Here is a 25,444-nt window from a genome sequence, read left to right on the forward strand (position 1 = left end):
CCTCCCCCCCGGTCCTGTCAACAGCCCCACGTGGTATCATGTCCCGCCAGCGGCCCCTTTATGCCAGACCCCATGTTTCGCCTCCGCTACCGAAGCCCAGGGCAGGAAACCCTCCTGCTTCCCCTGCCCCAGAGCCTTCCCGGGCAGAAAGTGGGGGACCTCTTCCTCTCCCGGCGGCCCGAGGAGGTGTACGAGGCCCAGGGGAATCTCCTGGCCCGCTTTTCCCTAACCGAGGGGGAGGTCCTCGAGGTGCGCTTTCCGCTGAAGACCGAACCCCTAAAGCATCCTCCCCCCTGGGGAAAAACCCTCCTCTTTGAACCCCCGGAGGCCTGGCCCGGCATCCTGGCCCACAAGGGACACAAGGTGGAACGGGCCTTCGGCTTTCTCCTCTCCGGCCAGCCCCACGCCTGGTACCTGGTGGACGGGCTTCCCCTGGACCCCCTCCTCTACCAAACCCTTAAGGAAAACCCCACCCACCTCCTCCCCCTGGGGGCAGCCCCCGAGCCCCCCCTCTACCTGGGGGGGCACGAGGGGAAAAGGCTTCTCCTCCTAAAAACCCCCTGGCCAGGAGGAGAGGAACCCCTGTGGCAACAGCTCCACCCCCTTGGGTTCCAACCCCTGCCCTTCCTTCGGGGCCTGGCCTTCGCCAGCCTGGGGATTTCCGCCCTGGGCCTAGCCACCGGCCCTTGGTTCTACCTTCCCTACCTGGGGGCGCTGATCCTGCAGCAGGGGCCTACCCTCAAAAAGCTTTTCCTGCGCACCCCGCGCCATGTTTTGGAAAGCCTTTTGTTCCATGCCTTCGCTCTTTCCGTAACGGTAAACCCCAGGCCGGAGCTCGGCCTGGGGTACCTGGCGCTCTTCCTCTGGAACCGGCTTAGGCCTTCCGCCGCAACTCCGAAAGAATCTCCCGAAGAAGCTTGACCTCCTCTGGCGGCTCAGGAGGAGGGGGTGGGGAAGCCTCGGCCTCCTTCTTCAGGCGCCGCTGCACCTCCTGCAGGGGCACCACCACCAGGAAGTAGATGGCCGCCCCCACCACCAGGAAGTTCACCACGGTGTTGATAAACTTCCCCAAAGCGATGGGCCCCAGCTTGATGGCGGAAAAATCCGGCGCCCCTCCCAAAGCCCCGATCAAGGGGGTGAGGACATCCGCCACCAAGGAGTTCACCACCTGGCCGAAGGCGCCGCCGATAACCACGGCCACCGCCAGGTCCACCACGTTGCCCCGCATGATGAAATCCCTAAAACCCTTCAATATACGCACCTCCTTGCACGTTCCCTAACGCCAAACCTGGTCCGAACTCCTGGACCCATGGCCACCCTACCCGCCCCCTTTGAAAACCTTGTGAAAAGAACCCCCGCCTGAAAGGCCACCGCTACCCTTCCCCTGCATTCCAGACCTGGCCCGCTTTGGGAAAGACCCTCACCGAAGGGGGAAGCCCAGGCGGTATATAATGCCCCCGAACCCCCGATGGGCCAAGGTCAGCCCAAAGGGCTACCTTGCGGGCTCAAAGCGCGGGGCCTAGGAGGTAAAGCATGGCCAAGGTTAGGCTGGAGCACGTTTGGAAGCGCTTCGGCAAGGTGGTGGCGGTCAAGGACTTCAACCTGGAAACCGAGGACGGGGAGTTCGTGGTCTTCGTGGGGCCTTCGGGCTGCGGCAAGACCACCACCCTGCGGACGATCGCGGGCCTCGAGGAGGTCTCCGAGGGCCGCATCTACATCGGCGACCGCCTGGTGAACGACGTGCCCCCCAAGGACCGGGACATCGCCATGGTCTTCCAGAACTACGCCCTTTACCCCCACATGAACGTCTACGAGAACATGGCCTTCGGCCTGCGCTTAAGGCGCTACCCCAAGGACGAAATAGACCGCCGGGTGAAGGAGGCCGCCCGCATCCTCAAGATCGAGCACCTTCTAAACCGCAAGCCCCGGGAGCTTTCCGGCGGCCAGCGCCAGCGGGTGGCCATGGGCCGGGCCATCGTGCGGGAGCCCAAGGTCTTCCTCATGGACGAGCCCCTCTCCAACCTGGACGCCAAGCTCCGGGTGGAGATGCGGGCGGAGATCGCCAAGCTGCAAAGGCGTCTTGGGGTCACCACCATCTACGTGACCCACGACCAGGTGGAGGCCATGACCCTGGGCCACCGCATCGTGGTCATGAAGGATGGCGAGATCCAGCAGGTGGACACTCCCCTAAACCTCTACGACTTCCCCGCCAACCGGTTCGTGGCGGGTTTCATCGGTAGCCCCTCCATGAACTTCATCCGGGCTGGGGTGGAGGCGCAGGGGGAAAAGGTATACCTGGTGGCCCCGGGCTTCCGGGTCCGGGCCAACCCCATCCTGGCCCAGGCCCTGAGGCCCTATGCGGGCAAGGAGGTCTGGATGGGCATCCGCCCCGAGCACCTGGGCCTGAAGGGCTACACGGTGATTCCCGAGGAGGAAAACGTCATCCGGGGCGAGGTGGAGGTGGCCGAGCCCCTGGGGGCGGAAACCGAGATCCACGTGAGCGTGGACGGCACGGTCCTGGTGGCCAAGGTGGACGGCCACGCTCCGGTGAAGCCCGGGGATAGGGTGGAGCTTCTGGCCGACACCTCCCGCCTCCATGCCTTTGACGTGGAAAGCGACCAGACCATCGGCCACGCCCAGGAACGGGAAGCGGTGGCCCGCTAGGAATAGGCCTTTAGGCGGGGGAGGGCATCCCCCGCCTTTATCATGGAAGGGTGAGCCGGCGGGATAAGCCCTTCATCATAGGCATCGCTGGGGGAAGCGCCAGCGGCAAAACCACCCTGGCCCGCTCCCTGGCCAAGGCCTTGGGGGAGCGGGTGGCCCTGCTCCCCATGGACCACTACTACCGGGATCTTTCCCACGTGGCCTTCCCGGAGCGCCTCCAAGCCAACTACGACCACCCGGAGGCCTTTGACCTTCCCCTCTATCTTGAGCACGTGCACGCCCTTCTTTCCGGGCAGGCGGTGGAAATGCCCCTTTACGACTTCCGGGCTTATACCCGAAGCCCGAAGACGGAAAGGGTCCTGCCCGCTCCCGTGGTGATCCTCGAGGGCATCCTGGTCCTCTACCCCGAGCCCCTCAGGGCCCTTATGAACCTCAAGGTCTTCGTGGATGCGGACGCCGACGAGCGTTTCATCCGGCGGTTGGAACGGGACGTCCAGGAACGTGGGCGTAGCCTGGAAAGCGTGGTGCGCCAGTACTTGGAAAAGGTGAAGCCCATGCACCTGGCCTTCGTGGAACCCACCAAGCGGCATGCGGACGTGATCCTGCCCGGTGGCGGGCAGAACCCAGTGGCCTTGGAGATGCTCAAGGCCAAAGCCTTGGCCCGCCTGGCGGAGATGGGGGTGGCATGAAAAGGTTCCTCCATCTTCTCCTCCTCCTGGCCCTGGTGCCCTCCCTCCTGGCCCTTCAACCCCGCCTGCGGGCGGAGCGGCCAGGTCCCGTGGTGCTCCTCCTGGATGCGGAAGCCCTGCGGGAGGAGGCCCAAAGCCAAGGGAAAAGCCTTTTAGAGGTGCTGGAGTCCTACCGCCCCCTGGGGGTCAGAGGGGTGGCCTTCCCGGAACGATTTGTGAAGGACTGGGTGGGGCAAGGGGAACTTCTTTACCGGACCGGGAGGGAGCTTTTGGAAGCGGGGCTACCCGCCAAACCCAGCTGGTACTACCTCCGGGGCAACCGAGAGCTTCTTGAGCTCTTACAGACGGCCTATGACCTTCCCCACGAATGGGTGGGTCCTTGGCTGGGCTTCCCCCTGGATGTCCAGGCCTTCCCTGCCTTTTATCCCCTGGAGGAGGTCCGGGCCGCCAAGGAAGCTGGCTTTTTCGTGGCGGTCCGCCCCATCAACCAGCGTTACCGCCGCCTGGACCCTTCCCTGCCCATCGTTCCCAAGGAGGCGGACGCCGTGGTCTTCGCTGGCCTCGAGGCCCTGGGCTACCCCTACCGCCTGGAGGAAGCCCGAGAGCGGGTCCCGGTACCCGTGGCCCTCATCGAGGGCACGCCCCAGCCCGGGCTTGCCGCCTACCGGGAAAAGGGCATCCTGAGGCTTTTTAGCCTGCGGTACGAGTGGCAGCTCACCCTGACCCCCGAGGAGGCCGCGGACAAGTATGTGCTGGCCGCCCGGGAACGGGGCCACCAGCTCCTCTACCTCCGGCCCTACCCCTACCGCCAGGACACGGAGCGCCTCCTCAAGCGGATCCAGGAAGGCCTAGAGGCCAGCCACATTCCCCTGGGCCATCCCGTGGTCCGGGAGTTCACGCCAAGCCCCCTCCGCCTGGCCGCCTGGGTGGGGGTGGTATCGGGGCTAGGGCTTTTGGCCCTGGGGCTACCCGTGTACGGGCCGGGGGTGGCCTTCCTCCTTCTTCTCCTGGCCCTGGGGTATGCGGGAAACCAGGCGGGAGCCCTTCTGGCCGCCTTGGTCTTCCCCGTGCTGGGATTCCTGGGTCCCAGGAATGGCCTCTGGATGTGGCTTCGCACCCTGGGCTACGCTCTGGCCGGGACGGTTTTCCTCTCGGCCCTGGGCTCCACCCCGGAGACCATCCTGGGGCTTCAGGCCTTCAAGGGCGTTTCCCTCACCCTCCTGGTGCCTCCCCTCCTGGTGGCCCTCAGCTTCCTGGACAGGAACTACAAGGAAACCTTGACCCGGCTTTTCCTGCACCCCCTGCGCCTGGGGGAGGTGGCCCTGGCAGGGGTGGCCCTCGCCCTTCTCCTCCTGGCCCTGCTGCGCCGGGGCAACGAGGCCCCCTTGGTCCCGGATCTGGAGCTGAAGCTTAGGAACCTCCTCCAGGACCTCATGGTGCGCCCCCGCTTCAAGGAGGTCTTCGGCCACGCCCTCTTCCCCCTGGCCCTCCTCCTTCCCTGGCCGAAGTGGGTGCAAAACGGCCTCCTCTTCCTTGCCGCTCTCGGGGTGGCCTCCATCCTGAACACCTTCAGCCACTTCCACACCCCCCTTCCCATCTCCTTCTTCCGGGTGGTGAACGGGGCGCTTTTGGGCGTTTCCCTCGGGCTTCTCGGGGTTATGCTGGTAAGGAGGCTTCGGGCATGGTGGTTGGGGTAGCGGGATACTACGGGTTTAAAAACGCCGGGGACGAGGCCATCCTCGAGGCCATCGCCCGGGAGCTGAAGGCCCGGGGGCACCAGGTTCTCGCCCTTTCCGGCGATCCCAGGCAGACCGCTAAGGAGCACGGGATCCGGGCCGCCCATCGCCTAAACCCCTTGGCCCTTCTCCAGGCGGACCTCTGGCTTTTGGGGGGCGGAGGGCTTTTGCAGGACGCCACCAGCTCCCTAAGCCTTCTTTACTACCTGTCCGTACTCCGGGCTGCCCGCTTCTTCCGCAAGAGGGTGGTGGTATTCAACCAGTCCCTCGGCCCCCTCACCCCCTGGGGGGAAAAGCAGGTGAAACGGGCCTTGCGGAGCGTGCCCATAATCCTTCGCGACCAGGATTCCTGGGAGTACGCCAAGAATCTGGGCCTTTCCCCCGCCTTGGGTGCCGACCCTGCCCTCCTCCTCACCCCGCCCCCCGTAAAGCGGGAAGAGGACCTGGTTCTCGTCATTCCCCGGGCTGGGGTGGACCAGGAAGCCCTCACCAACCTCTACATCACCGCCAACCACCTGGTGCACGAGGGAAGAAGGGTGCTGGTCCTCCTCCTCCAGCCGGGATACGACGACGAGGTCATCGAGATCTTCCGCCTGCACCGGGTGGAGAAGACCGCCGATCCCAGGCGGGTCCTCTACCTGGCCGCCCAGGCGGGATACGTGATCTCCATGCGCCTGCACGGCCTCATCCTGGCCGCGGCCGCCGGCACCCCCTTCGCCGCCCTTTCCTACGACCCCAAGGTGGCCGCCTTCGCCAAGGAAACCGGGGCCTACTACCAGGAACTCCCCGGCGACCCCATCAAGCTTTCCAAGGCCGCCATGTACGGCCGCTACCCCGACTGGGAAAAGGTGGCGGCCCTGAAGGAAAGGGCCCGGCAGAGCTTTGACCTGGCCCTGGGGGAGGCCAGCCTGGTCAAAAAGACCCACGGACGCGGTTCAAGCGGCCCCTAAGCCCCTGGGCGAAGGCCTCGAGGTCGGAAAGGGCTTCCTCCACCCCCTGCCTCAAGAGGAACTCCCCTGGGGAAAGGCGCTTGAGCACGAGGAAGGGAGGCTGGGAGAGCACCTCCACCCCCTGGCGCACCACCTCGGGGATGAGGCCTTCCTCCAAGGCCTCCGCCTCCAGATCCGCCAGCAAAAACACCTCCCCCATGGACTTGCGGGAAAGCAAAAGGAGGAAGGCGGCGAAGGCCCCGCGCTCGGAAAGCTCGGCCACCAGCCGGTCCTCCAGGGACTCCACCGCCTCGAGGTCCACAAAACCTTCCCGAAGAAGGTCCTCCAGGTCCAAAGGCGAAAGGGGAAAGCGAGCCTTAAGGCGCACCAGGCGGCTCACCGCCTCCGGGGAAAGGTATCCCACTCCCTCCAGCACCCCTTCCTTCTGGGATTCCGGCGCCAGGATGGCCACGTACGCCCCTTGCTGCCGGTAGGACTTGAGCAGGCTGGGCTCCCCTTCCCCCGGACGCAGCAACACCAGAAGCACTTGGCGGCGCCCCAAGGGGGCTTTGTACACCCAGGGCGGGCCACCTTCCAGGAGGAAGCCAAGCCGCCTCAGGTCCTCGGTAACCCCAGGGGGCTCCAAGGCCCTTTGCGGCTCGTTGGGGAAAAGCACCTCCTTGGGATAGGGTGTCACCCGCACCCGCCGCTTCTCCGGCTTGGGATCCCCTATCTCCTTGGGGTCCTTCCCGGAAGCAGCTTGCCTCGCCTCCCGCCTCTCGGGCTGGGCAGGTTCCCTGGACTCCGCCTGCCCGAGCCGGGGGAGGCCCCTAGGGGTGGCCTTGAGCTCCACCTCCTCCCCGCGGAAGTGGAGAAGGATGGTCTCGTTCACGGCAAGGCGGCGCTTTTGATAGTAGGGCAGAAGCCCCCGCACCACCCCCTGTTTCCAGTCCACCTCCACCTCGTACACCTCCCCATCCTCGTCCACGAAACGCACCCGCTCCTTGCCAAGGAGATGCTGGCGGAGGGAGACGGTTAGGGCCATGGTTCCCGTTTGGATACAGGTGCTGGTCAGCACATAGCGTGCGGTCATATCACCTCCCGAGGTCCACCAAGGGACGGGGAATCCCTGAAGTGAGCATATAATACACCTCGTAGGCCACGGCAAGGGTGCGCTCCACATCCCCAAGGGCCCGGTGGGCTTCCCTGGGAGGAAGCTCCAGGACCTGGGAAAGGGCGTCGAGGCCGTAGCGCCTGAGGCCAGGCATGGCCCTTTTGGCCAGGCGGAGGGTGTCCACCACCGGGTTCTCCAGGGAATAGCCCATGCCCTCCAGGGCGGGCCGCAGGAACCCCAGGTCAAAGCTGGCGTTTTGGATCACCAAGGTGGCCCCCCGCAAGATGGGGTAGGCCTTCTCCAGAACCTCCTCGAGGGAAGGAGCCTCCTCCAGCTCCCAAGCGCGAATCCCCGTAAGCCTCTCGATAAAGGGGCTTGGGGGGCGGCTTGGGCGCACCAGGCTCTGAAAGCTCCTGCGCTCTCCTTGCTCCAGCCGCACCAAGCCCACTTCGATCACCTCGTTGAGGCCGGGGGAAAGCCCGGTGGTCTCCAGGTCCAAGACCACCACCGCCTCCCCGGGATAGGGGAAAGGGTAGTGCCACTCCCAAAGCTCCACCTCCTCCCCCAAGCGGAAGCGCCCGTCTAAGAGGGGCCGCACCACGGGCTCCACCGGACCCCTTAGCCCCAGGGCTTCCCCCAGGGCGGGAAGGGGCAAGGGCCTGCCCTCGGCCCTAAGCCTTCGGGCCAGGCGGGTGGCCAGGCGGTGGCGAAAGAAAGCCTCCACTACAAAGCCTCGCCCAAGGGGGTATGAAGGAAAGCCCGGTCGGTAGCCTCCTCAAAAGCCAAGGCCGCCTGCAGGAGGAGTTCATCCCTTGCCCAGGGAGCGAAAAGCTGAAGGCCCACGGGAAGGCCATCCTCAAAGCCGGCGGGGAAGGATAGGGCGGGAAGGCCCGCCAGGTTCGCCCCCACGGTGTAGAGGTCCTCCCGGTACATGGCCAAGGGATCGGGCCTGCCTCCCAGGGGAAAGGCGGGATGAGGGGTGGTGGGGAGGAGGAGGAGGTCCACCTCCTGGAAAAGGGCCTGGGCCTCCGCCTTAAGCCGCCTGCGGAAGGCCTGGGCGCGGCCGTAGTAGGCCTCGTAGTACCCGCTGGAAAGCACAAAGGTGCCCACCAGGATGCGGCGCTTCACCTCGAGGCCAAACCGGGCCCGCGTCTCCTCCACCACCCGCCACAGCTCCTCCCCTTCGGCCCGATAGCCGAAGAGGGTCCCGTCGTAACGGGCCAGGTTGGAGCTGGCCTCGGCGGGGGCCAGGATGTAGTAGGCGTTTAGGGCCAGGGGCAGGGAAGGCCAGGAGACCTCCTTCACCTGAAGGCCAAGCCCCCGGAAGACCTCCAAGGCCTGCCGCAAAGCCTCCTCAACCCCGGGGCTATTCCCGGAAAGGGCCTCCCGCACCACCCCAAGCCGCAAGGAGGGCAGGGGCTCCGCCAGGGCCTCCTGAAACCGGGGCTTCAGGTCCAGGCTGGTGGCGTCCAGGGGATCGGGACCGGAGATGGCGTCCATGAGCAGGGCGAGATCCCGCACCGAGCGGGCCATGGGGCCGATCTGGTCCAGGCTCGAAGCGTAGGCGATAAGGCCGTAGCGGCTTACCCGGCCATAGGTGGGCTTAAGGCCATAAATGCCACAGAAAGCTGCAGGCTGGCGCACGCTTCCCCCGGTATCCGACCCCAAGGCCAAAGGCGCCAGGTCCGCCGCCACCGCCACCGCGCTTCCCCCGCTGGACCCCCCGGGCACCCGGGTGGGGTCAAAGGGATTTCGGCTGGGGAAAAAGGCGGAGTGCTCGGTGGAGGAACCCATCCCGAACTCGTCCAGGTTGGTCTTGCCTATGACCAGGGCGCCAAGGGCCTTTAGCCGGGCCACCGCCGTGGCCTCGTAAGGGGGCAGGAAACCCTGCAGAAGCCGGCTTCCCGCCGTGGTAGGGATTCCCTTGGTGACGATGTTGTCCTTAACGGCCACAACAAGCCCCGCAAGGGGAAGGGAAGGGTCCAGGGAACGGGCCTCCTCCAGCACCCCCTCGTTTACCGTGAGGAAGGCTCCAAGGCCTGGGTCCAAGGAGCGGATCCGCTCCAGGTAAACCTGGGCCACCTCCAGGGGAGATACCTCCCCTTGCGCCACCTTGGCGCGGATCTCGTGGGCCAACATGCCCCTACTATAGCCCGAAGTGGAGATCAAGCCAGTCCCGAAAGCCCCGGTAAGCCTCCTCCCCTCCCCTCGGCAAATAGGTGACGTCCCCGGGTTCGTGGCGGAACCAGGTGTACTGCCTTTTGGCGTAGGCCTTCACCGCCCGGATATCCCGGGCCAGCGCTTCCTCCAGGCTGTACGCACCCTGGAGGTACCCCACCACCTCCTTGTAGCCGATGGCCTGAAGGGCGGTCGGCATGGCGGGGTACCGCTCCAACAGGCGCTTCACCTCCTCCACCAGACCCCGGGCGAACTGGCGCCTGGCCCTTTCCTCCAGCTTGGGAAAAAGCCAGGTGCGCTCAGGCCAGAGAACCAGTTTCCTGTAGGCGAACCGGGGTGGGCGAAGGGGAAAGCGGGCAGGGGGCGTTCCCGTGCGCCTTACCACCTCCAAGGCCCGCACCAGCCGCCTGGGGTTCCTATCCACCCGCAGGGCATCCTCCGGGCTAACCCGGGAAAGCTCGGCCACCAAGGTCTCAAGGCCCCTTTCCTCGAGCTCCCGCCAAAGGGCCTCCTGGACCTCTGGATCGGGCGGGGGCAGGGTGGGAAGCCCCTGGGAAAGGGCCCGGATGTAGTACCCCGTCCCCCCAACCACCAAAGGCACCTTTCCCCGGGCCAGGATATCGGCGATGGCCGCCTCCGCCAGCTCCACCCAGCGCACCACGCTCAGGGCCTCGGAGGGCTCCAGGATGTCCACCAGGTGGTGGGGAACCCTTTGCCTTTCCTCCGGACTGGGCTTGTCCGTGCCGATGTCCAGGCCCCGATAGACCATGGTGGCGTCGGCGGAAACCACCTCGAGGGGAAGCTCCTCCCCAAGCCTCAAGGCCAGGAGGGTCTTCCCGCTCCCCGTGGGGCCCGCCAGGACCGGGATCGCCCTCACATCCCTTATGCTAAGGGCATGCTGGAGCGCCTAGACCGCCTGGAGACCCTGCGCAAGCTGAAAGAGCTACAGGAGCGCATCGCCGAGCTGGCCTACCAGCTCACAGGGGAGGAACCCGCCGCCTGGACCCCCAAGGTGGACCTCCTCGAGGACGAGGACCACTACGTCCTCCTCGTGGACCTCCCCGGGGTGCGCCCCGAGGATTTGGAGCTTCTGGAGGAGGGAAGCCGCATCACCCTCGCCGGGATCCGCCATCCCCTACCTGGGGTCTACCTCCTGGAGGAACGGCCCATGGGCACCTTCCGCCGGACCCTGGACCTGCCCGGCCCCATCGAGGAGGGCACCGCCCAGGCAAGCCTGCGCCAGGGGGTACTGGAGGTACGGTTCAAGAAGCGCAAAGGGGCTCCCCTGCCCCTCTCTCAGTAGCGCACTTGGTGGCAGGCCCGGCAACGGGGCTCGTAGTGCTCCTTGGCTCCCACCAGGATCACGGGGTCCGTGTAGCGGGCGGGCTTTCCGTTCACCAGGCGCTGCGTGCGGGTGGCAGGGGCCCCGCACTGGGCGCAGATGGCCGTAAGCTTCTCCACGAACTCCGCCCGGGCCAAAAGCTCCGGCATGAGGCCGAAGGGCTCACCCCGGAAGTCCAAATCCAGCCCCGCCAGGATCACCCGTACGCCCTGGCGGGCCAGATCCTCCGCCAAGGAGAGAAGGCCGGCATCCAAAAACTGGACCTCGTCCACCGCCACCACCTGGGGCAAGGGGGATAGGTACGCCTCGATTTCCCTGGCCTCGCCCACGGGGATGGCCTCCACCCGCTGGCCGTCGTGGCTCACCACCTGGCTTTCGTGGTAGCGGGTGTCCAGCCGGGGCTTGAACACCAAAACCCGCTGCCGGGCGATGAGGGCCCGCTTGACCCTGCGGATGAGTTCCTCGCTCTTGCCCGAGAACATGGGCCCGGTGATAACCTCAATCCAACCCTGGCGGTGCAGTACCGGGGGCATCCTGGCCCAGATTCTACCCGGGCATAGGGTATACTTTCTCCAAAATGGGGGCCTTGGACCGGGTTCGGAGGATGTTGGAGGAAGGCTCTGACGGGGAGGCCCTGGCCTTTCTTCGCCAACTCCCCTCCCCTGAACCCCCACGAAGAGGCCCTGGCCCGCGCTTATGACGGGTAGCTAGCGGAGGGAGCGATCTTGGGGAAGTGGGGACGATCAAAGCACACCTGCCCCACTCCCCATAGAAGTGCTGGGAATAAGCCGAAGGGAGCCGCCACGGGAAACCCTGTTCCTGACCCTAACCACGGAACCGGCGAGGCCTTAAAGGGCCTCGCCGGAGACCAAAAACCTGCCCTTACCGTCCCTTGCGGTAGGAATCCCCGTAGCGGCGCTGGAAGCGCTCCACGCGGCCTTCCGTGTCCACAAAGCGCTGCTGTCCCGTGTAGAAGGGGTGGCAGTTACTGCACACTTCCACGTGGATCTCCGGGCGGGTGGAATAGGTGTGGATGACGTTGCCGCAACCGCAGATGATGCGGGCGGGAACCAGCTTGGGGTGGATGCCTTCCTTCACGTTTCGCCTCCTTTCGCACGGTCTTGGCCGTGCGCAAAACCATCTCCTACTCTACCAGGACCCCGGGGCATCCCGCAACCTTAAGGCGGGGGCAGGCGGCGCCACCTGGGTCCGAAGAGGCGCCGGCGTAGCCGCTCCCAGGCCATCCAGAACACCCCTACCCCCACGCCCAAAACCGCCAGGAGCCAGAGAATCCCCAAAACCCCAAGCCCCACCAGGGCGAAAAAGAGGAGGAGAAGGGGCAGGTACCAGGGAAGCCTCACGCCTTCACTTTACTCCCTAGCTGGACTAAAATAAAGGATGCCCCAGGACAGGGGGGCGGTCGCGCCCGGGAGCCGAACCTCCCGGGTGAGGAAAGTCCGGGCACCAAAGGGCAGGGTGCCAGCTAACGGCTGGGCGGGGTAACCCGACGGAAAGTGCCACAGAGAAAAGACCGCCAGCGGCCAGGCCAAGGCCTGGTGCGGGCAAGGGTGAAACGGTGGGGTAAGAGCCCACCGCGCCTCCTGGAAACAGGGGCGGCACGGCAAACCCCACCCGGTGCAAGGCCCAGTAGAGGGGAAGGGCTTGCCCGGCCCGCCACAACCCCTGGGATGGGCCGCTTGAGGCCGGCGGCGACGCCGGCCCCAGAGAGATGACCGCCGAATGTCATCCGTCATGCTTTAAGGTCAGTATCAACCATGCTTTTGGGATAATAGACCAAGTGCAGTCATGTTTGTAGGAGAGTAACGTTAGTGAGTATGCATAAAAGAGTTGAGTGCACAGCAGCCATTTGCCAATGGCCACCAGAACCGGATGAGCGCCCACTCCAAGGCCCTGGGGGAGGCCGGAACCTCCCTCCACGGGGCCTCGGGCTCCCATAGAGAGGGTGAGAGGGCGTAGGTGAGAGGCTGGAAAAGCCCGTAGACCCGAGCCTGCCACACATGAGCGAGTTCGTGAGCCAGGGTGTCCCTGCAACCCTTCTCCGGGGCGTGGGGGTCCACGACCACAACCCCACGGTACTCTCCACACAGATCCCCAGGTAGAGGCCGGTAGTAGATAGGCACAGGGTCCAGCGCGAGGCCTACGCTTCCCACAGGGCCTGGGAGGTAGAGGGAAAGGCGGGCCTGGACCGCAACGTCCCAGTCGTCAGGGGGTCCGTGAGCAAGGAGGGCCCACAGCAAAAGGATGAGTTTTGTGAGAGATACATCCATGAAAAGGGGGGTACGCCTCAAGCTTCGGCATACCACTCGTAGTGCGAGCTACATGAACCGATCAGCTACCCACTCCAGATACTCTTGGAGCAGCTTTTCCATTGCCAGGCTCTCGGCCAGGGCCTGGGCGTGGGCTTCCATCGCCGCCTGGACGTTCTCTGTGGTAAGCGTCCCCGGAGCCTGTCCGGGCGTTTCCGGGGCGTAGGGGGAGTCCCCGTATTGGAATATCACCGCCCCGTTGGGGGCGAGGACGATGTAGCTCGCCCCCGGCACGGCTTCGGCGGGGGCGGGCCTCCCGGTGGGGAGAATCTCCCCCTGCCACACGTACGCCTGGACGGACTGACGGGCTTCCTGCACCCTCCCCGCCCAAAACTCCTCCCAGTTCTGGGACCCCATGAGCTGGGAAAGGTACGTAGATGGGCGGGTTTCAGGAGAGAGAGAAAGCCCACTATCCTGTAGCCTACGAGCCATCGCCGTCAATGCCTGTACCTTTTTCATCTTATCCTCCCCAGTCCGAAGCTATAGGCTGTAGGTTTCGTTCGTAGATAGAGGAAGCCCACTAGCGCTATTCCCACCCAGAGCCGCTATAAGTCTGGTTTGCAACTGTGCCGCTGCTAAAAGATATCTAGCAGTAGGCATGGGAGCTTTGGAAGACCAAGTGTTGGTCGTGGCATCGTAAACCTCGTTTGTGGAGAGAGTGGCGCTAATGACATTATTGAACCCACCCACAGCCGTTATGACGTTAGCTTGCAGCTGGGCAGCCGCCAAGTTGTGCCTAGCAGTGGGCATGGGAGCTTTGGAAGACCAGGTGTTGGTCGTGAAGTCGTAAACTTCGTTTGTGGAGAGAGAACCACCATTGCTCCCACCCACGGCCGCTATGACGTTATTTTGCAACTGAGCCGCTGCTAAAAGTTGCCTGGCGGTAGGCATGGGAGCTTTGGAAGACCAGGTGTTGGTCGTGAAGTCGTAAACCTCGTTTGTGGAGAGGGCACTAATACCATTGTACCCACCCACGGCTGCTATGACGTTATTTTGCAACTGTGCCGCTGCTAAAAGATATCTAGCAGTAGGCATGGGAGCTTTGGAAGACCAGGTGTTGGTCGTGAAGTCGTAAACCTCGTTTGTGGAGATAATGCCAGTACTACTGCTACTAGTGGACCCACCCACAGCCGCTAAGAGGTTGTCCTGTAAGCGGGCGGCAGCCAAGGCGTGCCTGGCGGTAGGCATGGGAGCGGGCTTGAAGGAAGGGTCCCCCATGCTTGCCTCACTAGAGAACCAGGTGTCGGGAGGGAACCCCCTCCTAGCCGGGATAATCACCAGGCACGGCATCACACCACCCCCTGGAGAGCTATGGAGATGTCCCGGATGGCCGAGTTCGCTGTGGCGGGGCCTACGATGCGGAGAAGGGCCCCAGCGCCAAAGGAGGTGGGGGTAGTATTTAGGGTAACAGTCCCGGAAGTTCGACCCGCCAGAACTGACACCGTACCGATGGCCGTGCCGCCGTTGTAGATAGTAGCGCTCCAGTCTGCAGAGGGGGCCGTGCCAACCACCACGGAGCCACCCTGGAGAGATAGGTTGCGGGGCACGGTCAGGGCGGCCAGGAGGGCTCCGCTGGGGGGAGTACCGGGGTAGAAGATGGCGAGGTCGTAGGGGGTAAACCCAGGTGCTAGCTTTCCGTTAATCGTTCCGTTGACGTAGACGTTACCCGCCTCATCTACCCTAAGCGTATTCGCGCTGGCGTCTGTGCTAAGGAGGTAGATTGGAGAAAAGCTTTGCCCACCGAAGGTTGGTGCCGAGTAAGAGAAGGTGCCGTCATAAGTAATCCAAGCTGGACCAACAGCAGACAGCTCAAGGTTCACCAAAGCCCATTCCTTGGTAACCAGGTAGATGTAGATGTCCCCGTCCCCAGGTTCGTACACATAGATGTCCGCCTGGCCAACCTTTCCGATAACCTCCCCATCTACCCGGAAACCGTCCCGGTACGAGAACTGCAGGTCCACGTTGGCCCGGCCTTGGGCTTGAGCATGACCACCCAAGATGCCCTGCACTTTCAGGATACCCGCACCGCTATGGACGTGTCCCAAATAGTAGTAGCGGGTACCAGTATCGCCTCCGTGGTCCACGTAGACGTTGATGGCACGTTTGTCGGAGAAGTGAATGCGGGACGTTGCCTGTGGAAGCGTTATTGACGGCACAGTAAGGTTTCCGGTCATTGTGTCCCCGGCTCGGTTGACGGGGGTGTATCCGATGTTGGCAACGGCGGCGCCGGGGGCGAGTTTAGAGGCAGTGACGCTCCCATCGGGGTGGTCCAGCACCGGAGCGGTGCGGTGGGCAGAGAGGGTGGTGCCGCCCTGGGCGGCCTCGAGGTTCTCCACCCGCCCCGCGAGACCAGCCAGCGTGTCCGGCGGCGTGGCGTCCCAGGGCAAGCCCAAGATGGCGGCGATGCGCCCCTTCAGCCGCTCGGTGCGGTTCAAAAGCCGCTGAAATAGGGTCTCCAGCGGCCCGATGTTCCGGGGCTCCCCCGGAAGGGGCACCTGAAACTCGGTTTCCCATTGGTCCTGTGGCGTCAGGTTCTTCGGCATATCCTCCTCCTACGCGATCTGAACGGGCTCGGGGTTCCACACGCCCCCGTCGTCCCACACCCTGCCGTCGTCCCAGACGTCCTTGGGGCCCGGGATGTAGTAGACCGAGCGCACCCGGGCGTGGGCGGGCTTAACCTCCCTCAGAACGGCCGGAATGCGGTAGAGCTCCGTGGCGGCTAGAGCATAGTCCCATGGGGTTCCGTCATCCCACGCCCCCACCCCGTCGTCCCAGCGGTCGGAGATGTAGGACGCGACCTTGGGCCAGAGCCAGACGGAGAACTCCGCCCAGATGGAAGGGTCATCGCGGAAGTGCTCGTAGACGTAGGCGTCATAACCCGCCGCTTCCAGCCAGAGGAGGACGCCGGGGAGGGTGCCCCCCAGGAGCCAGAAGCGCAGGGCCTGCACCACCCGATTCCGGAAGGCGGCCTCCAGCTCCCCCTGGAAGGGGGAAAGTCCCCTCCCCCGCCCCACCTCCTCCAGGAAGGCCCCTTCGGCGTGCTGGGGGAGAGCCTGGCGGAAGAAGGCCAGGGCCTCCTCCACGGCGGAGGCCTCCAGGGCCCCGAGCATCCGCACCATCCCGTCGGCGGCCCCGCCCTCCCGGGGGTGGCGCCCAGGGGGGAGGAGGGAAAGGAGGTGGCGGTAGAGGGCCTCGGCGAGCTCACTCACCCACGCTCACCTCCCCGGGGACGATGAGCTCATCTTCGGCCGCGGCCACGGGGGCGGCCGGGGAGAGGACCTCTACCGCCTCGAGGCCCCCGAAGTCGTGCAGGTAGTCCATGAGGCGGGAGGGCCAGAAGGTCTCCCCGATGCCCAGGCCGTGGAGAAAGTCCAGAGCCCGGGAGCGCCAGGCCTCCAGGGGCGGGCTCCCCGGCAGGCGGTGCAGGCGGAGGTTGAGGTTCAGGGCCTTGGGGGTAGGCCCCCGCGCCCGGGCGTCCACGGTGAGGGGCCTTCGCTCGTCCACCAGGGCCTGGACCCGGGCCACGAGCTCAGGGGTGGGGAGCCCCCGGGCGGGGGCGATGACCACGTCCACGGTGCCCTGGCCCCGGGGGTGCTGGTCCAAGACCCTCACCTTCCGCACCTCGGGCACCTCCAGGGCCCAGCTCATGTAGGCGTGGTAGGTGCTCCCCCGGCCCAGGGCGGGCCAGGCGAGGAGGAGGCGGGCCCGGAGCTCCTCGTCCGTCTCCTCGTCCTGCCCCGCCTCCAGGACCTCCACCACCTCCAGGCGCTCCAGGCCGGGCACCACGGTCACGGGGTAGAGGACCGCCCCCACGGGCAGGGTGTAGCGGCTCCCCACCCCCTCGCTCACCGCTTCCACCCGGGCGTCGGGGGCGTAGGGGCCCTGGACGCGGTAGCGGAGCTCCCCGAGGCCCACCCACGCCCCCGCGGGGAAGGTGCCGGAGGCCGAGGCCACGCAGCGGAGGAGGAGGCGGGCGGGCCGGGCGGGCTTCCGCTCCAGGCCCATGCCCCGGGCGTGCTCGTCCAGCCAGGCTCCCGTGGCCCGGGTGACGAGGAGCTGGGGGGCCAGGGCCCGGGCGAAGGCGCGGGCCTCGAGGGAGGCCTGGGCGGCGAGGCGGAGGTAGGTGCCGAAGGCCGAGAACGCGTCCGGGTCCCGCACGGGGAAGCCCTCGGGGAGGAGAGCGAAGAGCCGCGCCGCCTCCTCCTCCAGGTCGGGCAGGGGCGGAATCAGGTCAGGCACGGTTCACCTCCAAGGGCCAGGGGAGGAGGAGCTCCAGGGCCTCCTCCGAAAGGCGCAGAAGGAGGCGGAGGCCGGTCGGGGTCCACTCCCCGGCCGCCTCCAGGACCCGGGCGTCCTCGAGGCAGGTCCTCTCGGCCTCCTGCAGGACCTCGGTGCGGGTGAGGTCGTCCAAGGGGGCCCCCACGTAGTCCAGAAGCCCGCTCCCTTCCAGGGGGAAGGCCCAGTGGCTCCCCCGGGGCGAGACCAGGCGGGCGAGGAGGTCCTGCCTCAGGACCTCCATCCCCTCCGCCAGGGCCGCGTCCCCCCTGGGGGTGAAGGCGAAGTCCCCGTCCTGCCACTTCCAGTCCCGGTACACGGCTCACCCCGAAAAGACCTTGCCGCTCCCCCCGATGATCTGGCCGATGGCGCTCCCCACCTGCACCGGGTCCCCCACCCGGGCCACGGGGGGGCCGCCCCCGGCGAGCTCCACCCGGGGGGCGTCCACCCGCACCACCGCCGTGCCGTAGAGCTCCACGGTGCCGTCCGGCTTGAGGCGGAGGTGCACCCCAGGGGCCGCCTGGGCGTGGATCTCCCCGTCGGGGCGGAGCCGGACCCAGGTGTCGGCGTCCCGCTGGACCAGGTACTCCCCCGGCTCCACCTGGGCCAGGGCCTTCCCCTCGGAGAGGACCCCGTCCACGTAGGGGTAGGCGGGGTTCCCGTCGTAGTAGGCCACCCGCACGATGGCCCCCACCTCGGGGAGGGCGTAGACCCCCCGCCCGTTCCCCACCCAGGGCACGTCCAGGGGGACGTCCTTGAGGAAGGGGCGGTGGGGGTCGGGCTGGCCGTCGGGGGTGAGGGGCTCCAGGTCCACGCTGTAGCGGCACGCCCCCGGCGGCCCCGCCACCCCCGCCTCGGAGCGCACCGCCACCACCCTGGCCTTGTGGGGGAGGTGGGTGCGGGCCGCGAGCTCGGGCCAGAGGGCCTCCACGAGCCGCCTCAGGGCCAGGTGCAGCCTCGAGGTCATGCCGCCCTCCCGTAGACCTCGTGGAAGGCCTCCTCCCCGGAGAGGCGGAGGCGGTGCTCCACCACCCTGAGGACCCCCCGGAAGCCGGGATGGTCCACCTCCAGGAGGTGGTAGAGGCGGAGGCGGGGCATGGGGGGAAGGAGGAGGTAGTAGCGCCCCTCGGCGAGGCGCCGGAGAACGGCCACCTCCTCCGCCACCCGGTGCCGCACGGGGGCGTGGGGGCTCCCGTCCAGGGGGCCGATGTAGAGCGCCCCGCCGTCCAGCTCGTGGAGGACGTCCTCCTTCCCCCAGGCCCGCAGCGCGTGAAGGGCCGCCTCCCAGGCGGGGAGGCGGGGTAGGGCGTAGTGGCGCTTGGGGGACCCCTGGCTTTGGATCTTGGCCTTCCCCCCGCATGCTTTCAGGACCCAGGAGAGGACGGCCTCCAGAGGGACGTCCTGAAACCCCTGGGGCCCCACGGCGCGCCGCCACTCGGGAAGCCCCCAGAGGGCCCACTCCTGGGCGGGAAGGCGGGCCACCGCCTGCCCCACCAGGAGGGGCTCCTCGTCCACGAGGAGGCGGGAGGGCGGACGCTCCACGCCCCGGACGAGCCCCCACCGCCAGGGGACGTGGGGGCTTTCCGCCACCTCCACCAGGGAGGGGACGCCCTCCGGGGTCCTGGGCCTGGGCAGGTGGAAGAGCCTCACCGCCCACCTCCCGCCGCGGCGAAGCCGCTCCGTTCCCCGCTGAGGAAACCCTGCAGGAAGGCCGGGGGCTCCGCGGGCTTCCGCGCCTCCTGGTTCCGTTTGGCCTGGGCGCTCCCGGGGGGCGGGCCAGCCACAGGGCCCTTGGCCGCGGCCTGGGCCAGGGCCTTCCCCTCCTCGGCGTTGGCCTGGGCCAGGGCCTCCCGGGGCTCCACCTGGGTGAGCTCCAGGAGGGCCTCCACCCCCTCCTCTCCCCCGAGCTCCCGGGTGGTGAGCCGGGCGAAGAGGGCCTTCTCCACTCCCCGGGCCGCCAGGTGGGGGTGGACCACCCTGAGGGGCTCGGTCTTGCTCTTGGCGAACTTGGCCTGAAGCTTTCGGGCCTCGGCCAGGGGATCGCTCCCCGCCAGGCGCAGGGTGATCCGCACCCGGAAGTCCCGGTAGCCCCGCATCACGTGCACGTCCCCAGCCCGCCCCTCCCGGGGAAGGCTCTCTATGGAGTTCTCCCCCTCCACCTCCACCGCCACCACCACCCCGGGCATCTCCTCGCCGTCCAGGCGGAGCCGGTCTCCCGTGGCGAACCTCAGGTAGGGCATCCTAGGCCTCCAGGTAGGGCAGGAAGAGGCGCTTGAGTTCCTCCAGGAACTCCTGGGCGTCCCGCACCCCGGGGAGCTCCACCCGCTCAATGCGCACCTGCACCACGGGCCTCTCCCCCCTCCTCCCGGGGGCGGGGGAAGGGGCGGGAGACTCGGGCGCCGCTAGGGAGGGCGCCTCGAGGGCGGGTACCCCCGGGACCTCTGCCAAGGAGGAAAGGGCCCGCGGAAGCTCCGGCATCCGGGGAGCGGGTACCTCCGGCACAGGAACCCGGGGAACCTCCACCACCGGCGCAGGAACCCGCGGAAGCTCCGGCATCCGGGGAGCGGGTACCTCCACCGCCGGGACCAGGGCCCGGGCCGCCTCCCGCACCGCCGGGGCCATGTTCTGGAGCCCCACGGCGAGCCCGAGGGCGGTCATGGCCCCGAGGCCCATGAAGACCCGGGAGGGAGAGCGGATGCCGAGGAGGCGCTTCAGGGTGGCCAGGGCCTGGCCGCCGATCTCCTTGACGGCGTTCACCGGGGCCAGGGCCAGGGCCTTGATGCCCTGGGCCAGGCCCTGCACGATGCCCTTTCCGGCCTCCAAGAAGAGGGCGGCGAGACCCCGCACGAAGGCGAGGGCCTGCTGGAGGCCACCCCGCAGGGCGTCCCACGCGAGGCCGCCGAGGCGCAGGGGCAGGGCCAAGAGGCCCCCCAGCGCCCTCAGGCCCGCGCGGGCGAAGTACAGGGCCGAGGCGAAGTCCCCCCTGAGAAGGGCGCCTATGGCTTGGACGGCGGAGGCCACCACGGCCCGCAAGAGGCCGAAGACCGTCCGGGCGAGCCCTAGAAGGCCCTGCCAAGCCGCTCCCAGGCCCTCGCCGAGGCGGGCCAAGGCGGGGAAGCGGGCGCTGGCAGCCTCCCACAGGGCCCGGAGGGCGTTCAGGGCCGCGTCCACCACCACGCCCCCCACCCGGATGGGCACCGAGAGGACCGTCCTCAGGCCCTCCCACACCCGGATGGCCCCCTGCCGCGCCCGGTCCAGGTCCAGGGTGAGGAGGCCCACCACCACGTCCACGAAGCCCCGGACCACCCTCACCGCCCCGCCCAGGCCCTCCCCGAAGATGGGGGCGAGGCGCTGGAGGAGACCCCGAAGGAAGCCGAAGAGGAAGCCGAGACCGAACCCCAGGGCGTACATGACCCGGTCCCAGGCGGGAAGCACCCCGGCCAGGGACGCCTTCAGGCCCTCCCCCACGGGGCGGAAGAGGCCCGCCAGGGCCTCCCCGAGGCCCCGGAGCTCGGCGAGGACCGGGGCGAAGGCCCCCCGCAGGGCGTTCAGGGTGTCCATAACGCCCTGCCGGAAGCTCGCGCTCGCCTGCCAGGCCTGGCGGAAGAGGTAGACCGCCCCCGCGAGGGCGGTGAGGAGGAGGCCCAGGGGGTTCAGGAGGAGGGCCCGCGAAAGGAAGAGCACCGCCCGCCCGGCGAGAAGGGCCCCCTGGGCCAGGGCGCCGAAGGCCCCCCGGAGGAGCCCCACCGCGCCCAGGCGGGCCATCTCCCCCCGGAGGAGGGCGAGGCCCAGGGAGAGGAGGCGGAGCTGGCGGGCGAGGCTTCCCGCCGCCCCCTGGAGGGCGAGGAGGCCGAGCCTCGCCTGGGCGGAGGCGAAGCCGATGGCGGCGAGGCTTCCCACCGCGAGTCCCCCGAGGACGAGGAGCCCCCCCAGGACCCCGAGCACCCCCACCACCGCACCGCGCAGGAGGGGGAAGCGCTCCAGGAGGTCCGAGATGCGGTTGACGAAGCCGGTGAGCCGCTCCACCACCGGGGTGACGATGGGCAGGAGGCCGTTCCCCAGCGCCATCCACACCCGCTCCAGGGCGTTTTTGAGGAGCTGGAGCTGGTTCTTCAGGGTCTGGCTCCGGTTCTGGAATTCCTGGAGGACGCTCCCCGTGTACTGGGCGGGGTCGGCCACCAGGGCGAAGGCCTTCCGCAAAGTCCCCAGCGAACCCACCAGCTTCGCGATGTCGTCGGCGTACTCCATGCCGAAGAGGTCGCTGAGGAGGGTGAGCTGGTCGGGGGCGGCCCGGAGGCGGCTTAGGAAGTCCAGGATGGCCCCGGCGGCGTCCCGCTTCAGGGCCGCCTGGAGCCCCCGCGCGGTGAGGCCCAGACGGGCCAGGGCCTCCTGGAAGGCCTGGGGCTGGGCGGGGGCGGCGGCCAGGCGCTGGAAGAGGGCGTTGAGGGCCGTGGCCGCTATCTCGGGGGCGGTGCCCAGGGCGAGGAAGCTGGCCCCGAAGGCCGCCACCTGCTGGCCCGTGAGGCCCAGGAGCTTCCCGGTGCCGCCCGCCCGGCGGAGGACCTCCAGAATCTCGGGGGCGGTGGCGGCCATGTTGTTGGACAGGTAGTTCACCGCGTCCGCCACCCGCATGACCTGGGGTTGGGTGAGCTCCAGGACGTTCCTGAGCTTGGCGAGGGCGTCTCCCGCCTCAAAGGCAGACATGCCGAAGGCCACCCCCACCCGGGCCGCGTCCTGGGTGAAGCGCACGAGCCCCTGGAAGGGGATGCCCGCCTGGCCCGCGGCGGCGGCGATCTGGGTGAGCTCGGTAGCGCTCATGGGGATGGCGCGGGTGAGGGCGAGGAGTTCCCGCTGGAGGGCCTGGAGGGCCGGAAGGGGAGCGTCCACCACCTTCCTGACGTCGGCGAAGGCCTCCTCAAAGCGCATGGCCGCCCCGGTGGCGAGGACCAGGGGGGCGGCCAGGGCGGCCCCGGCGGCGGTGAGGGAGGTGGCGGTCTGCAGGCGCTCCAGGGCGGCCCCGGCCCGCAGGGCGGCGCCCTCTATGGCCTGGATGCGGGCGGCCACCGCCCCCGCCGGACCCGAGATGCGGTCCGCGAGCTCCATCAGGACCTGGAGGCGGAAGAGGGCGCCGGTGAGCACTCAGGGCCTCCTCAGGGCGATCTGGGCCAGGACGGGGTCTTCCAGGTTCACCACGAGCCCGGGGAGCTCCCGACGCTCGGGGATCCAGAGCACGCCCCGCGCGCGGAAGTACCTGCGCCGGGGCTCGTAGTGGGCCCCGAGGAACGCCTGGGGGTCCAGGTACTTCTCCCGGATGAGGTTCACGTCCCCGCCAGGCCAGAAGTCGGCCTCCAGGGGGGCTTGCCGTATCTCAAAGTGCAGGTGGGCCAGGTAGGGGCGGGCCGGATCCCCCTTGCCCACGCTCCCCACGGGCTCCCCGGCGAAGAGGTAGTCCCCCTCTCGGGCCGCCCGGTGGGCCAGGTGGGCGTACTGGGTCCAGAAGCGCCCGAGACCCGGCAGGTCGTGCTCCATGAGCACCACGCTCCCCCACACCCGGTGGAAGGCGGAGTGGACCACCCTTCCCTCGGCCACGGCCACCACCGGGTAGCCCAGGTCGGCGTCCCCGGAGGAGCCTTGGAGGTTGATGTCCACCCCGGGGTGTTGGTCGGGCCGCAGGCCCTGGGCCCGGCGCCACTCGGGGTAGCGGGGGTCAAGGAAGCCCGCGTCCACGCGGTTCAGGTCCGGCGAGGGGGGGAGGGGCCAAAGCACGCGCATAAAAACCTTAACCCCCTGGGCTTTCCCAGGGGGCACTTCTGGCACTCTAACCTTATTTTAGCCCTGAGCTTGGTCCTTGGCAAGTACCTGTTCAGGACACTCACAACCCCAGGGGGTGGGGTGTCTAGGGGTCTCCTCCCCCCTTCTGTTCTTGGTCTTTCAGGCCACCCTCGCTCCCGTTGAGGGGCTCCATGAGTTCTTTAAGGAGCTCCCTCTTTTCCTCCTTCTCCCGGAGGTTGGCCTTAGTTTAAGGCGAATCTTGGGTCTTGTCTAGGGGGCTCGTCTAGGGGGCTCAGAGCCTGCGGGCCAGCTCGGCCAGAAGGGCCGCCTGCTGGGCCAGGACCTCGGCCAGAAGGCGGTTCTGGCTCCGCCGAGGAGGTGCCGCCCGCAGGTGGCCAACGCCCAGGCGTTTGGCCATATTGTGCAAGGTGGTTTTGGGCACCCCGGTCTTGCGGGAAATGGCCTTGTAGCTCAACAGCTCCCCTCGGGGCCCCCTGATTTCCCCTTTGAGCATCCGCTCCGCCAGCACCCGGTCCCCCCGGCCCACGGGGGAGAAGGTCTGGGCAGGCGGGGGGAAGAGGGAAGGCTGAGGGGAGGGAGAGGCAAAGAGGGCGGGCTGGGGGGCCATAGAGGAGAAGAGGAGCCGGTCCAGGGTCTCAAAGGCCCAGCGCTGGAAGGCGATGACCCGCTCCCGCTTGGCAGGGTCCTGGATGCGGCTCGTGTCCATCTTGGCCAGAACCCCCAGGACCCCGGGACGCTGGAGGAAGGCCGTCTTGTGGGGCACTCCGTCCCGCGTGGTCATCAAGACCACACGGTAGTTGGAGAGCACAGGGTCCCTATCCACTAGACCGTACAGATTCTTCCGCTCGTAGCCCAACACCTCCCCCAGCCTAGCCATCGGCACTGCCACCTCCGTCCGCCCCCCAAGCTCCAACCAGGCCACAGGCAGACGGGTGCCCAGGGGAGTCTCCAGCTCCTCCACCTTCTGAAGCCGGACCATTTGGGCTGTCATTCCTCCTCCTTCAGAACTTCCCACGCTCCGGCCAAGAGCACCCCCAGGGGCAGGGCGCCGTCCGAGGCCCCCTCCAGGTACACGTCCCGGAGCACGTCCACGAAGCTCTCCCAGTCGCCGCTACGAGCCGCGTCCCAGGCCTGGTAGAGGAAGGGGCCGAGGCGGTTCCACACCAGGGCCTCGGCCGGAGGAAGGTGGAGCTCGGGCCTCTCCCGCGCGGCGCGTATTATGGCCTGAAACCGGACGCCTGTGGTATCTTGCATACGTCCTCCTTTCGGAGACCCAAGAGGGGTGGCTTTGGCGGGCTCCCTCTTGGGTCACCACTATTATTGCCAAGCCATTATGGTTTGTCAACATATTGCCTTCCAGTAATAGCCGGGGGTATCATCCGGGCGATGAAGTACCGGGTGCGCATCAAAGAGCTGGCCGAACAAAACGGCCTGACCCTGTATAGACTTAGCAAGCAGAGCGGCCTCCTGCCGTCTACCGTCTACGCCGTCGGCAAAGGGCAAACCTCACCGGGTCTAGACACCTTAGCAAAGCTCCACGCCGCCCTCGAGGCCCTCCTCGGCCGCCAGGTGGAGCTGGAGGAAATCCTCGAGGTGGTGCGGGAATAATCGGCTTGGTTAAAACGGGGGCTGCTACGTTACCTCCCATGTAAAATAGAAGCCTGGAGGTGAAACATGGGTGGTCTGCTTATACTTACGGGGCTGGCGCTTATCATCTTCGGCCTTACGCGCAAGCGCGGCCAAAAATGGAAGGGGGTTGTAGGAGGTACCCTGGCCTTGTTGGTGGGTGTAGCTTTAACTCCGAGCCCCGAGCAGGGTATTCAACCCGCACCAAATCCTCCCTCTGTGGGAAACCCCGCACAGCCCCCTGCATCCCAGCCGCCACAGACCTCTTCCGTCGCAGCGCCTGGCACTACCCTCCGGGTGGGCATTTGGGACATTACCGCTGGCCACGCAGAAGTAAAGCGCCTAAAGGTGCTGGGGAATGAGTATGTCAATACTCGTGCAGATGATGGTTTCGTTTACGCCCTCGTACCTGTGAGCGTGACTAACGTAAGCAACAAGACAGATAGCCTTATATTTGTCACCTGGACGCTCCGAGACGCTCAAGGGCGGGAATACGAAGTCGAAACGATGTCGGATATGTACCTTCCAGAAGGAACACAGCTGGACCTAGTAGACGTGCCTCCCGGAGCCACACGTAGTGGCTACTTGGTTTATCAAGTAGCGGAAGACGCCACAGGATTAACGCTTACCGTTCGAGCGGGGCTTTCCGGCGAAAAGAGCTGGAAACTAAAGTAGCGCGCCTCGCTCACGACCCCGCCCACATGATGGGGGGCGGGGTTTTTGTTAGCCGCATAGGGGGGAGTATCCCAAGAAAACAAAGACCACCTCAAA

At 67.0% G+C, this 25,444-nt stretch carries 29 protein-coding genes and 1 other RNA gene; 9 read left to right on the forward strand and 21 right to left on the reverse strand.

What is annotated here, in order from left to right:
* Window positions 1-72: 72 nt before the first annotated feature.
* Window positions 73-921, forward strand: coding sequence for a hypothetical protein (locus KQ693_RS10135; RefSeq protein ID WP_267261160.1), 849 nt, complete (start codon window positions 73-75; stop codon window positions 919-921).
* Here KQ693_RS10135 and mscL read toward each other — a convergent pair.
* Window positions 875-1,255: a large conductance mechanosensitive channel protein MscL gene (gene mscL, locus KQ693_RS10140; protein WP_219759625.1), complete on the reverse strand. Its 381-nt coding sequence runs from the start codon at window positions 1,253-1,255 to the stop codon at window positions 875-877. The two genes, KQ693_RS10135 and mscL, sit on opposite strands and share 47 nt — an antisense overlap.
* Window positions 1,256-1,533: 278 nt before the next feature.
* Between mscL and KQ693_RS10145 the strand changes: the two genes are divergently transcribed.
* Genes KQ693_RS10145 through csaB form a run of 4 tightly spaced genes read left to right on the forward strand, consistent with a single transcriptional unit; the run spans window position 1,534 to window position 6,039 of the window.
* Window positions 1,534-2,664: an ABC transporter ATP-binding protein gene (locus KQ693_RS10145; protein WP_219759555.1), complete on the forward strand. Its 1,131-nt coding sequence runs from the start codon at window positions 1,534-1,536 to the stop codon at window positions 2,662-2,664.
* A 50-nt stretch (window positions 2,665-2,714) separates the two neighbouring features.
* A complete protein-coding gene (gene udk, locus KQ693_RS10150) occupies window positions 2,715-3,353 on the forward strand; it encodes a uridine kinase (RefSeq protein WP_219759554.1) in 639 nt (212 codons plus the stop codon).
* On the forward strand, window positions 3,350-5,050 hold the full coding sequence (locus KQ693_RS10155; RefSeq protein ID WP_267261161.1) for a DUF5693 family protein: 1,701 nt from the start codon (window positions 3,350-3,352) through the stop codon (window positions 5,048-5,050). Before udk ends, KQ693_RS10155 begins: the two co-directional genes overlap by 4 nt.
* Window positions 5,035-6,039 carry a polysaccharide pyruvyl transferase CsaB gene (gene csaB, locus KQ693_RS10160; protein ID WP_267261162.1) on the forward strand — a complete coding sequence of 335 codons (1,005 nt, stop codon included), beginning with the start codon at window positions 5,035-5,037 and terminating at the stop codon, window positions 6,037-6,039. Before KQ693_RS10155 ends, csaB begins: the two co-directional genes overlap by 16 nt.
* On the opposite strand, the gene KQ693_RS10165 is transcribed toward csaB, so the two are convergent.
* From KQ693_RS10165 to miaA, 4 genes are read right to left on the reverse strand one after another with little or no spacing between them, the layout of a single operon-like run.
* Complete coding sequence (locus KQ693_RS10165) at window positions 6,002-7,111, reverse strand: hypothetical protein (protein WP_267261163.1); 1,110 nt, start codon at window positions 7,109-7,111, stop codon at window positions 6,002-6,004. The genes csaB and KQ693_RS10165 overlap by 38 nt on opposite strands.
* A gap of 1 nt (window position 7,112) precedes the next feature.
* Window positions 7,113-7,856, reverse strand: coding sequence for a 3'-5' exonuclease (locus KQ693_RS10170; RefSeq protein ID WP_267261164.1), 744 nt, complete (start codon window positions 7,854-7,856; stop codon window positions 7,113-7,115).
* Window positions 7,856-9,271 carry an Asp-tRNA(Asn)/Glu-tRNA(Gln) amidotransferase subunit GatA gene (gene gatA / locus KQ693_RS10175; RefSeq protein ID WP_267261165.1) on the reverse strand — a complete coding sequence of 472 codons (1,416 nt, stop codon included), beginning with the start codon at window positions 9,269-9,271 and terminating at the stop codon, window positions 7,856-7,858. Before gatA ends, KQ693_RS10170 begins: the two co-directional genes overlap by 1 nt.
* Before the next feature lie 7 nt (window positions 9,272-9,278).
* Window positions 9,279-10,187: a tRNA (adenosine(37)-N6)-dimethylallyltransferase MiaA gene (miaA, locus tag KQ693_RS10180; protein WP_267261166.1), complete on the reverse strand. Its 909-nt coding sequence runs from the start codon at window positions 10,185-10,187 to the stop codon at window positions 9,279-9,281.
* Between the two features lie 18 nt (window positions 10,188-10,205).
* On the opposite strand from miaA, the gene KQ693_RS10185 reads away from it, so the two are divergent.
* Window positions 10,206-10,613: an Hsp20/alpha crystallin family protein gene (locus KQ693_RS10185; protein WP_015717323.1), complete on the forward strand. Its 408-nt coding sequence runs from the start codon at window positions 10,206-10,208 to the stop codon at window positions 10,611-10,613.
* On the opposite strand, the gene KQ693_RS10190 is transcribed toward KQ693_RS10185, so the two are convergent.
* From KQ693_RS10190 to KQ693_RS10200, 3 genes are all read right to left on the reverse strand, one after another.
* A complete protein-coding gene (locus KQ693_RS10190) occupies window positions 10,607-11,185 on the reverse strand; it encodes a thymidine kinase (RefSeq protein WP_041438428.1) in 579 nt (192 codons plus the stop codon). The two genes, KQ693_RS10185 and KQ693_RS10190, sit on opposite strands and share 7 nt — an antisense overlap.
* A 349-nt stretch (window positions 11,186-11,534) precedes the next feature.
* Complete coding sequence (gene rpmE, locus KQ693_RS10195) at window positions 11,535-11,750, reverse strand: 50S ribosomal protein L31 (RefSeq protein ID WP_015717326.1); 216 nt, start codon at window positions 11,748-11,750, stop codon at window positions 11,535-11,537.
* Between the two features lie 80 nt (window positions 11,751-11,830).
* Entirely contained in the window at window positions 11,831-12,013 is a 183-nt protein-coding gene (locus tag KQ693_RS10200) for a hypothetical protein (protein ID WP_019551117.1), read from the reverse strand.
* Window positions 12,014-12,066: 53 nt separating this feature from the next.
* Here KQ693_RS10200 and rnpB point away from each other — a divergent pair.
* Window positions 12,067-12,435, forward strand: an RNA gene (gene rnpB, locus KQ693_RS10205) — RNase P RNA component class A.
* Window positions 12,436-12,988: 553 nt separating this feature from the next.
* Here the strand turns inward: rnpB and KQ693_RS10210 are convergent.
* The 13 genes from KQ693_RS10210 to KQ693_RS10270 form a co-directional block, all read right to left on the reverse strand.
* Window positions 12,989-13,336 (reverse strand): hypothetical protein, encoded by a 348-nt coding sequence (locus KQ693_RS10210; protein WP_267261167.1) that lies wholly within the window; start codon window positions 13,334-13,336, stop codon window positions 12,989-12,991.
* A 123-nt stretch (window positions 13,337-13,459) separates the two neighbouring features.
* Entirely contained in the window at window positions 13,460-14,269 is an 810-nt protein-coding gene (locus tag KQ693_RS10215) for a Kelch repeat-containing protein (protein ID WP_267261168.1), read from the reverse strand.
* Window positions 14,269-15,522, reverse strand: a complete 1,254-nt coding sequence (locus tag KQ693_RS10220) for a hypothetical protein (RefSeq protein WP_267261169.1) — start codon at window positions 15,520-15,522, stop codon at window positions 14,269-14,271. The genes KQ693_RS10215 and KQ693_RS10220 overlap by 1 nt, the downstream gene beginning before the upstream one ends.
* Window positions 15,523-15,531: 9 nt before the next feature.
* Window positions 15,532-16,188: a hypothetical protein gene (locus KQ693_RS10225; RefSeq protein ID WP_267261170.1), complete on the reverse strand. Its 657-nt coding sequence runs from the start codon at window positions 16,186-16,188 to the stop codon at window positions 15,532-15,534.
* Window positions 16,181-17,218 carry a baseplate J/gp47 family protein gene (locus KQ693_RS10230; RefSeq protein WP_267261171.1) on the reverse strand — a complete coding sequence of 346 codons (1,038 nt, stop codon included), beginning with the start codon at window positions 17,216-17,218 and terminating at the stop codon, window positions 16,181-16,183. Before KQ693_RS10230 ends, KQ693_RS10225 begins: the two co-directional genes overlap by 8 nt.
* Window positions 17,211-17,573, reverse strand: coding sequence for a hypothetical protein (locus tag KQ693_RS10235; protein WP_267261172.1), 363 nt, complete (start codon window positions 17,571-17,573; stop codon window positions 17,211-17,213). Before KQ693_RS10235 ends, KQ693_RS10230 begins: the two co-directional genes overlap by 8 nt.
* Window positions 17,574-17,576: 3 nt before the next feature.
* A complete protein-coding gene (locus KQ693_RS10240; protein WP_267261173.1) occupies window positions 17,577-18,221 on the reverse strand; it encodes a phage baseplate assembly protein V in 645 nt (214 codons plus the stop codon).
* Complete coding sequence (locus tag KQ693_RS10245; RefSeq protein ID WP_267261174.1) at window positions 18,218-18,904, reverse strand: hypothetical protein; 687 nt, start codon at window positions 18,902-18,904, stop codon at window positions 18,218-18,220. The genes KQ693_RS10240 and KQ693_RS10245 overlap by 4 nt, the downstream gene beginning before the upstream one ends.
* Window positions 18,901-19,494, reverse strand: coding sequence for a hypothetical protein (locus KQ693_RS10250; RefSeq protein WP_267261175.1), 594 nt, complete (start codon window positions 19,492-19,494; stop codon window positions 18,901-18,903). Before KQ693_RS10250 ends, KQ693_RS10245 begins: the two co-directional genes overlap by 4 nt.
* Window position 19,495: 1 nt before the next feature.
* Window positions 19,496-22,393 carry a phage tail tape measure protein gene (locus KQ693_RS10255; protein ID WP_267261176.1) on the reverse strand — a complete coding sequence of 966 codons (2,898 nt, stop codon included), beginning with the start codon at window positions 22,391-22,393 and terminating at the stop codon, window positions 19,496-19,498.
* Complete coding sequence (locus KQ693_RS10260; RefSeq protein WP_267261177.1) at window positions 22,394-23,026, reverse strand: M23 family metallopeptidase; 633 nt, start codon at window positions 23,024-23,026, stop codon at window positions 22,394-22,396.
* A gap of 292 nt (window positions 23,027-23,318) precedes the next feature.
* Window positions 23,319-24,026, reverse strand: coding sequence for a hypothetical protein (locus KQ693_RS10265; RefSeq protein WP_267261178.1), 708 nt, complete (start codon window positions 24,024-24,026; stop codon window positions 23,319-23,321).
* A gap of 8 nt (window positions 24,027-24,034) precedes the next feature.
* Entirely contained in the window at window positions 24,035-24,301 is a 267-nt protein-coding gene (locus KQ693_RS10270) for a hypothetical protein (protein WP_267261179.1), read from the reverse strand.
* A 132-nt stretch (window positions 24,302-24,433) separates the two neighbouring features.
* On the opposite strand from KQ693_RS10270, the gene KQ693_RS10275 reads away from it, so the two are divergent.
* Complete coding sequence (locus KQ693_RS10275) at window positions 24,434-24,655, forward strand: helix-turn-helix domain-containing protein (protein WP_267261180.1); 222 nt, start codon at window positions 24,434-24,436, stop codon at window positions 24,653-24,655.
* A 66-nt stretch (window positions 24,656-24,721) separates the two neighbouring features.
* Window positions 24,722-25,348: a DUF4352 domain-containing protein gene (locus KQ693_RS10280; protein WP_267261181.1), complete on the forward strand. Its 627-nt coding sequence runs from the start codon at window positions 24,722-24,724 to the stop codon at window positions 25,346-25,348.
* Window positions 25,349-25,444: the final 96 nt, after the last annotated feature.

Source organism: Thermus brevis (assembly GCF_026427635.1).
GTDB lineage: Bacteria > Deinococcota > Deinococci > Deinococcales > Thermaceae > Thermus > Thermus antranikianii.

What these genes read in the sequence shown, in the direction of transcription:
- KQ693_RS10145 (WP_219759555.1), top strand. Translation starts at nt 1,534, where the DNA reads ATGGCCAAGGTTAGGCTGGAGCACGTTTGGAAGCGCTTCGGCAAGGTG.
- gatA (WP_267261165.1), bottom strand. Translation starts at nt 9,271, where the DNA reads ATGTTGGCCCACGAGATCCGCGCCAAGGTGGCGCAAGGGGAGGTATCT.
- KQ693_RS10165 (WP_267261163.1), bottom strand. Translation starts at nt 7,111, where the DNA reads ATGACCGCACGCTATGTGCTGACCAGCACCTGTATCCAAACGGGAACC.
- csaB (WP_267261162.1), top strand. Translation starts at nt 5,035, where the DNA reads ATGGTGGTTGGGGTAGCGGGATACTACGGGTTTAAAAACGCCGGGGAC.
- KQ693_RS10155 (WP_267261161.1), top strand. Translation starts at nt 3,350, where the DNA reads ATGAAAAGGTTCCTCCATCTTCTCCTCCTCCTGGCCCTGGTGCCCTCC.
- KQ693_RS10215 (WP_267261168.1), bottom strand. Translation starts at nt 14,269, where the DNA reads ATGCCGTGCCTGGTGATTATCCCGGCTAGGAGGGGGTTCCCTCCCGAC.
- KQ693_RS10275 (WP_267261180.1), top strand. Translation starts at nt 24,434, where the DNA reads ATGAAGTACCGGGTGCGCATCAAAGAGCTGGCCGAACAAAACGGCCTG.
- KQ693_RS10240 (WP_267261173.1), bottom strand. Translation starts at nt 18,221, where the DNA reads ATGACCTCGAGGCTGCACCTGGCCCTGAGGCGGCTCGTGGAGGCCCTC.
- KQ693_RS10260 (WP_267261177.1), bottom strand. Translation starts at nt 23,026, where the DNA reads ATGCGCGTGCTTTGGCCCCTCCCCCCCTCGCCGGACCTGAACCGCGTG.
- KQ693_RS10135 (WP_267261160.1), top strand. Translation starts at nt 73, where the DNA reads ATGTTTCGCCTCCGCTACCGAAGCCCAGGGCAGGAAACCCTCCTGCTT.
- KQ693_RS10185 (WP_015717323.1), top strand. Translation starts at nt 10,206, where the DNA reads ATGCTGGAGCGCCTAGACCGCCTGGAGACCCTGCGCAAGCTGAAAGAG.
- KQ693_RS10190 (WP_041438428.1), bottom strand. Translation starts at nt 11,185, where the DNA reads ATGCCCCCGGTACTGCACCGCCAGGGTTGGATTGAGGTTATCACCGGG.
- KQ693_RS10270 (WP_267261179.1), bottom strand. Translation starts at nt 24,301, where the DNA reads ATGCAAGATACCACAGGCGTCCGGTTTCAGGCCATAATACGCGCCGCG.
- KQ693_RS10250 (WP_267261175.1), bottom strand. Translation starts at nt 19,494, where the DNA reads ATGCCCTACCTGAGGTTCGCCACGGGAGACCGGCTCCGCCTGGACGGC.
- KQ693_RS10210 (WP_267261167.1), bottom strand. Translation starts at nt 13,336, where the DNA reads ATGGGGTCCCAGAACTGGGAGGAGTTTTGGGCGGGGAGGGTGCAGGAA.
- KQ693_RS10265 (WP_267261178.1), bottom strand. Translation starts at nt 24,026, where the DNA reads ATGGTCCGGCTTCAGAAGGTGGAGGAGCTGGAGACTCCCCTGGGCACC.
- KQ693_RS10220 (WP_267261169.1), bottom strand. Translation starts at nt 15,522, where the DNA reads ATGCCGAAGAACCTGACGCCACAGGACCAATGGGAAACCGAGTTTCAG.
- KQ693_RS10280 (WP_267261181.1), top strand. Translation starts at nt 24,722, where the DNA reads ATGGGTGGTCTGCTTATACTTACGGGGCTGGCGCTTATCATCTTCGGC.